Annotated in this window: 9 protein-coding genes and 1 tRNA gene; 5 read left to right on the plus strand and 5 right to left on the minus strand. The window is 66.6% G+C overall.

Going from position 1 to position 7,606, the window contains the following annotated elements; all coding sequences use genetic code 11:
- Positions 1–159: 159 nt before the first annotated feature.
- Positions 160–1,029 carry a sigma-70 family RNA polymerase sigma factor gene (locus AB0E63_RS45845; RefSeq protein WP_360381037.1) on the minus strand — a complete coding sequence of 290 codons (870 nt, stop codon included), beginning with the start codon at positions 1,027–1,029 and terminating at the stop codon, positions 160–162.
- Positions 1,030–1,133: 104 nt separating this feature from the next.
- Here AB0E63_RS45845 and AB0E63_RS45850 point away from each other — a divergent pair, with 104 nt between their 5' ends.
- The 3 genes from AB0E63_RS45850 to AB0E63_RS45860 all read left to right on the plus strand — a co-directional run bounded on the left by AB0E63_RS45850 (position 1,134) and on the right by AB0E63_RS45860 (position 3,006).
- Complete coding sequence (locus AB0E63_RS45850) at positions 1,134–1,583, plus strand: pyridoxamine 5'-phosphate oxidase family protein (protein WP_360381039.1); 450 nt, start codon at positions 1,134–1,136, stop codon at positions 1,581–1,583.
- An 89-nt stretch (positions 1,584–1,672) separates the two neighbouring features.
- Entirely contained in the window at positions 1,673–2,587 is a 915-nt protein-coding gene (locus AB0E63_RS45855) for an aldo/keto reductase (RefSeq protein ID WP_360381041.1), read from the plus strand.
- Between the two features lie 41 nt (positions 2,588–2,628).
- A complete protein-coding gene (locus AB0E63_RS45860; RefSeq protein WP_360381044.1) occupies positions 2,629–3,006 on the plus strand; it encodes a GNAT family N-acetyltransferase in 378 nt (125 codons plus the stop codon).
- 835 nt (positions 3,007–3,841) lie between these two features.
- On the opposite strand, the gene AB0E63_RS45865 is transcribed toward AB0E63_RS45860, so the two are convergent.
- Positions 3,842–4,666 carry a hypothetical protein gene (locus AB0E63_RS45865; protein ID WP_360381046.1) on the minus strand — a complete coding sequence of 275 codons (825 nt, stop codon included), beginning with the start codon at positions 4,664–4,666 and terminating at the stop codon, positions 3,842–3,844.
- A gap of 326 nt (positions 4,667–4,992) precedes the next feature.
- Between AB0E63_RS45865 and AB0E63_RS45870 the strand changes: the two genes are divergently transcribed.
- Positions 4,993–5,376 (plus strand): tyrosine-type recombinase/integrase, encoded by a 384-nt coding sequence (locus tag AB0E63_RS45870; RefSeq protein ID WP_360381049.1) that lies wholly within the window; start codon positions 4,993–4,995, stop codon positions 5,374–5,376.
- A 62-nt stretch (positions 5,377–5,438) separates the two neighbouring features.
- On the opposite strand, the gene AB0E63_RS45875 is transcribed toward AB0E63_RS45870, so the two are convergent.
- Positions 5,439–5,510 (minus strand) — tRNA-Val (locus AB0E63_RS45875).
- Positions 5,511–5,634: 124 nt separating this feature from the next.
- Here AB0E63_RS45875 and AB0E63_RS45880 point away from each other — a divergent pair.
- Complete coding sequence (locus tag AB0E63_RS45880) at positions 5,635–6,201, plus strand: CGNR zinc finger domain-containing protein (RefSeq protein ID WP_360381052.1); 567 nt, start codon at positions 5,635–5,637, stop codon at positions 6,199–6,201.
- Positions 6,202–6,344: 143 nt separating this feature from the next.
- On the opposite strand, the gene AB0E63_RS45885 is transcribed toward AB0E63_RS45880, so the two are convergent.
- Both AB0E63_RS45885 and AB0E63_RS45890 read right to left on the minus strand, forming a co-directional pair.
- Positions 6,345–6,620 (minus strand): MarR family transcriptional regulator, encoded by a 276-nt coding sequence (locus tag AB0E63_RS45885; RefSeq protein WP_360381057.1) that lies wholly within the window; start codon positions 6,618–6,620, stop codon positions 6,345–6,347.
- Entirely contained in the window at positions 6,613–7,431 is an 819-nt protein-coding gene (locus AB0E63_RS45890; protein WP_360381054.1) for an aminotransferase class IV, read from the minus strand. Before AB0E63_RS45890 ends, AB0E63_RS45885 begins: the two co-directional genes overlap by 8 nt.
- Between the last annotated feature and the right edge of the window lie 175 nt (positions 7,432–7,606).

Raw genomic sequence — 7,606 nt, forward strand, 5'->3', positions numbered from 1 at the left:
TCGCTCCGGCGTTTCCGCTCGGTGCGAGAGCAGAACAGTAGCGCACTTTTCGCCCATCCAAAAACCGGATTCCAGGGTGTCGCGATGCGGACGCTCCGAGCGTGAATCTCACATCATTCGTCCCAACAGCCCCACTTGTTTGTCTACTCGCCACACCGTTCAGGCCTTCAGCGATGCGACGTCGACGTCGCGGAGATAGTCGGGGTCGCCGCGGAGTTCGATCGCGGTGATGCGGCCGTCGGTGACGGTGAAGGAGAAGACGACCTGCGGCTCGCCGCGATACGACCACACCAGCCCGGCGAGCCCGTCCACCAAGGCCAGCCTGGCTGCCTGCGCGCGTCCGGAGAACGTCTCCGCGACCGCCGCCGCGCCCGACACCATCGCCGAATTGCCAAGTGCCACGACGGCCGCATCGGCACGCAGTACGACGTCTGGGTCGAGCACCTCGAGCAACGCCGCGAAGTCCCCACCGCGAGACGCTGCGAGGAACGCGCTGACGATCTCCTTCTGCCGGATCGCGTCGGGTCCGGCCGGTTCCGGCGTACCTTGCACTCTCCGCCGCGCCCGGCTCGCGAGCTGCCGCGCGGCGGCCGGTGACTTGCCCAGGATCGGCGCGATGTCGTCGTACGGCACCGCGAACATGTCATGCAGCACGAACGCGAGCCGTTCGGCCGGCGTCAGTGTCTGCAGTACGACGAGCAGCGCGAGACCGACCGAATCCGCCTGTACTGCTTCGAGTTCGGGATCGGGTACGGCGTCGTCCGCGAGCGCGGGGGAGTGATCGGCGACCGGCCGCTCGGGCCGCCCGCGGCGCGTCCGCAGCATGTCGAGGCAGATCCGGCCGACCACCGTGGTCAACCACCCACCGAGGTTGTCGATCGAGCCGGCTTCGGACCGGCTGAGCCGGATCCACGTCTCCTGCACCGCGTCCTCGGCCTCGGGCGCGGAGCCTAGGATCCGGTAGGCGACGCCGTGCAGGCGTTCCCGGTTCTCCTCGAACCGGGCCACCAGCCAGTCGTCCTGACCCATCCCGACCACATCCTTCGTACTGTCACACTTCCCGGCCCGGCGCCGTCATCCGATTGACGGACCACCCGCACCACATGTGACACGAGATCCCGAGGAGCGCCACCATGACGGACCCGGCCCGCCCATTGTCGGTACGCAAGCAGGACACTCTCCGCCTCCTGGAGAACGACGTCGACGCCTGGGTCGCCACGGCTTCCCCGGACGGTACGCCGTACCTGATGCCGTTGTCCTTCCTCTGGAACGGCGAGTCTCTCCTCCTCTCGACCGCGGCCGGCAACCCCACTGCCCGCAACCTCCAGAAGAACCCCACGCTCCTCCTGACTCTCGGCCACACCCGAGACGTCGTCCACATCACCGCCACCACCGAAACGCTGCGCGCCGGCGACCTCGCCGAGCTTGAGGGCGACGCCTTCGCCGAGAAGGCCGGTTTCGATCCGCGTCCGCTCGCGAACTACCTGTACTTCCGCGCCACCCCCACCAAGATCCAGGCCTGGCGCGAAGTCAACGAACTCAAGGACCGCGTCCTGATGGAATCCGGCGCCTGGCTCATTTGACCTTGAGTGCGCTCTAGGAGGCAGCCTGGCTCCATGCGATACAGGACTCTTGGCAACGGCCGGACTGTCAGCGCACTGTGCCTGGGGCGATGAACTTCGGCAGTTCGACGCCTCCTGAGACCGCGCGCTCGATCCTCGACCGCTTCGTCGCGGCCGGCGGGACCTTCATTGACACCTCGAACAACTACAACCAGTGGACCGGGCACGGCGGCGAGAGTGAAGAGTTCCTCGGCAGTTGGATGAAGTCCCGGGGCAATCGGGATCAGTTGACGATCGCAACCAAGTGCGGCGCCCGGACGACCAAGCCCGGAGACCCCGGCGACGCGCACTGGGAAGGCCTCAGTTCGACAGTCGTCGAGTCCGCGGTGAAGGGGAGCCTGGATCGGCTGGGCACCGACCGCATCGACCTCTACTACGCCCACATCGACGACCGCACCACCCCGCTGGACGAGACCGTGGCCGCCTTCGGCGGTTTAGTAGCCGACGGCACCGTAGGTCAGTTTGGCTGCAGCAATCACGCCGCCTGGCGCCTGGACCGAGCCCGCGGGTTGGCCGCCGCTCAGGGCGTAGCGCCGTACTCCGTCATCCAGCAGCACTACACCTATCTCTGGCCCAATCCGCCTTCCCTGCAAGGCGTAAGCCGCCACGGCACCCCGCACTTCCAGCACGCCGGCATCGAGCACTTCGACTACCTGGCGGAGCACCCGGACGTCACCCTGGTCGCCTACCAATCCCTCCTGACCGGCTCCTACACCAACCCCACCCGGCCTTTCTCAGCGCAGCGCGGCTACGCCCATCCCACGGCCTACACCCGCAACGAAGCCCTACGCCAGGTAGCTCAAGACCTCAACGCCACCCCGAACCAAGTCATCCTCGCCTGGCTCCTCCACAAGAACGTCGTCCCGCTGTTCGGCCCTTCGTCCGTCGCCCAACTGGACGAGGCACTGGAGGCCCTCGACCTCCAGCTCGACGCCGACGTCATGGACCGCCTCGACAACGCCTAAACGGGTCGACGGCTTCGCGGAGCCCTGACACAGTGCGCATCATGGATGACTTCGGTCGCGTGAGCCTCGCGGACTTGCAGCTCATGCAGGACCTGGCGCAGCGGATTACGGCTGTCCGTCCCGACCTGGTGAACAGCGGCTCGTCGTACGGAGAGCTGGCTTGGACCTGGGGCAAGGGGTATGCAAGCGACGGTGAGAGCTGGCTCGAGCCAGTCGGAACACATCCCGACTACCGCCGCCGCGGCCTCGGCAGAGCAATGCTCCTGCACGGCATGCACCTGGCCCGAGATGCCGGCGCCAACCACATGACAGTCGTCTGCCTGGGCGCACCGGGCCACCCCAGCGCCCGCGGCCTCTACTACAGCGCCGGTTTCCAGTACTTCACCCGAGACGCGCCGCTCCTGAAGCCCTCTGGGTAGCTCCTGTCGTTGCTCAGGCTGCGGACGATCGACATGGTGGATCCGTTGTATCCGATCGAAGGAGTCGCTCGGGCAAGGGCGGCCTAGTCATCATCCCGCCCGGCACAACCACGTCTTCGGCGCAGCGGAAGGCCAAACGGCCGACGTCTTCGTAGTACTCAGCCCCGGCATAGAACGCTTTGGCTACTTCGAACAACTAGCCGCCATCAGCCGCGGCGAAGCAGTCTTCGAGTCCCTATTCCCCGAACAAGACCGCTACGACGTCCACTTCGCCGACCTCCCCAACTGGCGCACAACCCCCTAACAGCCACGACACCCCGCGACCGCAGGCCGCGTCCCCGTGGCCAGCTGATCCCCAACACGATGAGCCGTTCGCCGGGGGTTTGCACCCCTCCTGGTGACCGAAGACAAGCAATAACCTGTCCAAGCCCACCAGTTCCTGTGCCACCCCACGCCAGCCGGTTGCCGCGCGAGGGGCTTGCGAGCAATCCCACAGGGCTGTCGATCCAGCCCCGACCTCAGGGCCGGCAGTAGCCGAGCGAAGCGAAGGCCCAGGGGGGTGCGGGTGACGGAGCCCCCGCTCGCGGCAAGCGAAGCGCAGCCGCACAAATGACGCAGGCGACCCGGTCCGAGCTTTCCGCGGACACGAGTCGCCTGTCGATGCGTGGGCGATACTGGGTTCGAACCAGTGACCTCGTCGGTGTGAAGGCGGATCCTGCGTACCAGGAGCTCCGGACTGGTCTCCGGAGGCCTCCGCTGATGCTGCCGCCACCTGGCATCGACGACGAGCACCACCGCGTTCGCTGCCTTCTCGCTGCTCTGCAGCCAACCGGCCTCAGGGCGCTGGCGACCGGGCGCGCTTGGCCCGTGAATGCCGGACGAGGGCGACCGCGATCGCGCCACCGACCGCCGCCAACATGGCCACGACACTCGGCACGACGACGCGCACGATGCCCCCGGCGATGCTGGAGCCGACCGCGAGCCAGCTGCCGCCCGCGACCGCAGGCGCACCAGGCGCCTTGATCAGGAACTTACCGGGTTGGGTGACCTCCAGGGTCAAGACTGCACGCCCTTCCCGAGAGCCGAAGCTGTAGGTCACCGACCCGGAATGAGGCTCGAGGCTTTGCACTTCTGCGGGGGCTGAGACTGGTGTCACCGTGAGATCGAAGGCGGGGACGTTGCCAGCGGCGGCCCCCGGTCCTTCGTAATAGATCACGTAGCTCCCGCTGTGATCCAGGCTGACTTCGCCCTGCCCGGGCACTGCCACCCGCTCAAAGGAGTCGATCCGGTTGTTGAGCAAGACCAGTCCGAGCAAAAGCCAGGCCAACCCGGCAACAAAGACCAGCAGGGCCACCCAGTACCACACCCGGCCCGGTCGCAGCTTCGCTGATGGCGAGGGGGCCGGAGCGGCCCAATCCGCCTCGTCCCCGCTGCCCGAGCTCGCGGAACTTGCCATAACCAATACCTCGCCGGGTGCCACTCGTCGGGGTCCAATGACCTCAACAACTTCGGTACAGACCAATTCGCCGATTGTCAAGGACCTGGCGAAACCCGAGACAGATTCTGCGACGAACATCGTCACCGTGGTGGCTCCGCCGCGTTGGCCGCGCTCGAAATCAGGCGAGGACTTCACTCCCGGAATCTCCGTAGTCTTCGGCATGTGCCTGTCATCGCCTATCGACTGCGTGGGCGATGCTGGGTTCGAACCAGTGACCTGTTCGGTGTGAAGGCGGATGGCGCGTACCAAGGGCTGCGACACTGCTCCGACGAGCCTCCGCTGTTACCTACCCCGAGCCATGGGCGTGCGACCGCGCCGCTCGCTGCCTTCCTACTGCCTCTGGATCCGATCGCCTCAGCCGTCAACGGTCAGTCAGAAGCCTGTTGACACTCACTCGTGCTCGCAGAGGGTCCAACACAGGTTGGACGCCGCGACCGCTACCGTCTACATACGATCGTGGTCTAACGGGTGGGGGAGGAAGCACCCCATTGCGTCGGACGCTGTTCCGCGCGCGTATCTGGCGGCCGTCGCTCGTCCTGGCCGGACTGCTCGGCCGGGTTGTAGAGGAAGCCGACAAGTTCAGGGGCACCTGGCCGACCCCGGCCGGGGACGAGACCGAGCTGTTCAAGACGAAGGCACAGGCTGTGAAGGCCGTGTCGCGCCACGCCGAAGGTGGGCTGCGGTTCCACGACCTCCGGCACTCGTACGCGTCGTGGCTGATCTCCTCGGGTGTGCCGGTTCCCGACGTACAGCGGGTCATGGGGCACGAGCGGCCGACGACGACACTCGCGATCTACACCCACGTGCAGGGAGGCTCCCAAGAGCGGGTCCTAGGGGCTCTTGCTGCCTTTTCGCTGCCTGACGAGGGCTGAAACTACGAGAGCGGGGACCCGGCTGGTGCTGGGTTCCCGCTCTGACCTGCGCGTACTTCGGGTGGGCGATACTGGGTTCGAACCAGTGACCTCTTCGGTGTGAACGAAGCGCGCTACCACTGCGCCAATCGCCCGTACAGTTGGTGCTGTTGTTGCCTTTGGTGCCTTGCGGGTGAAACCTTAGCGCATCATTGAGCGACGATCTAATCCGGCCGGGCTACTCTTGCTGCAGGACGGAGACCCCGTCGCGTTGGAGACGTGATTGTGACTTTCTCGCACGACACCGAGCAGGCGCTCGGCACGCTGGTCCGGCTGGTCAATACCCTGCCCGGACCGAACAGCCAGGTCGACACGATGGAGACGATCGAGGAGCTGGAGAAGTTCGTCCACGAGCGCGAGTTCAGTGCGGTCGACACGCTGACGGAGAAGGACCTGGCCGAGGTCCGCGATCTGCGGCCGTTGTTCTCACCGGTGTTCACCACGGACTCCGACGCGACGGCGGCGGCGATGATCAACGCGATCGTCGCGCGCGGTACGACGACGCCGCGGCTGACGAATCACGACGGGCACCCGTGGCACATCCACTACTCGCGGGACGGCGCGTCGCTGGCGTGCCGGATCACGGTGGAGTGCGGGATCGCGCTGGCCCAGGTGATCTCCGCCGGCGAACGTGAACGCCTCCGTCGCTGCGAGGCTCCGGACTGCGACGACGCGCTGATCGACCTGTCCCGCAACCGGTCCAAGCGGTACTGCGACGCGCGTACCTGCGGCAACCGTTTGCACGTCGCCGCCTACCGCGAACGCCGCAAAGCCTCCGGGGAGTAATCCTTAGGTAGGCCGGGGGAGTCCGTACGTCGCGCCGCCTGGCTACTCGCTTGGCTTGAGGGCTGTCACCACGTCGCCGGTCAGACCGAGGCTGAAGGCCAAGGCATCCAAAGCGGTGCTGAGTCTGGCGAAATCCTGCTTGCTCAAGGCATCGACGAACGCCGTACGAGACCAGCCTTCTCCAGTTGGGTCACCTGGTAGCTCAGGCCGCTCTTCGACGTCAACGCGACGCCGGCGAGTTCAGTCATCCGGAGCTCGCCGTCGGGTGCGTTGGCGAGCCGCGCCAACACCTCGTACTGCGGGTGCGACTGGCCGGCCCTGTCCTTCAGTTGCTGCTCGACCCGATGGTTGAGCAGCGTCGAGACGCCTAGGAACGTCCGCCAGGTCTGCGGTTCACGTTGACTGAGTCCGTTAGGGATTGGGCTCGTCGGCGGAGCGGTCCGCGAAGATCTTGGCGACCTGGGCGGTGACGGTGCCCGGGGCGGGGAGGTCCCGGTCGTCCGCGCGGTGGATGCCTTGGATGTCGCGTGTCGTCGACGTGAGGAAGACCTCGTCCGCCTCGAACAGCCGCTCCAGCGGTACGTCGCGCTCGATTGCGCCGAACCACTCGATGACGAGCGCACGGGTGATGCCGGCGAGCGCACCGGACTCCAGCGTCGGCGTGACCAGCTCACCGTCGTACACGCAGAAGATGTTCGAACCCGTGCCCTCGCAGAGGGTCCCGACGGTGTTCGCGAAGATCGCCTCGCTGCCGCCGCGTTCCTTGGCGTAGGCGAGGGCGCGCACGTTCTCGGCGTACGACGTCGTCTTCAAGCCGGCGACCGCGCTGCGTTCGTTGCGGACCCACGGCACGGTGACGATGGCCGACGTCGGCGACGGTCGCTTGATCGCCTGGGTCGCGACCAGGATCGTCGGGCCCGACGTACCGCGATCGGACGACAACGGTGAGACACCACCCGTGTACGTGATCCGCAGCCGGCCGAACGGGATGTCCGGATCGGCCTGCACGACCGCGGCGATGCCCTCCTCGACCCGCGCGACGTCCGGCGTGGGCAGGCCGAGACCGACCGCGGAGCGAACCAGCCGCTCGAGATGCCGCGTCACCGCGAACGGGCGGCCGTCGACGATCTTGATCGTCTCGAACACTCCGTCACCGGTGGTCAGCCCGTGATCCAGGGGCGAGACCGTCGCCTCGTCGCCCTGCAGGGTGCCGTTGAGCCAGATACGCATGTGGTGCTCCTTCCGCGGATCACCTTAGTGCTAAGGCGATCCGGCCCTGCCGGGCAGTCCGAAGGTGACCAGGCGATGACGGTACGTCGACGTCCGGTGGACCCCGGTTTTTGAACTCCGGCGCAGATGGGCTAATGTTCTTCTCGCGCCGGGGGAAACACAAACTCGGTCGCAT

Origin of the sequence: Kribbella sp. NPDC026596, assembly GCF_040638415.1 — a bacterium.
Taxonomy (GTDB): Bacteria; Actinomycetota; Actinomycetes; order Propionibacteriales; family Kribbellaceae; genus Kribbella.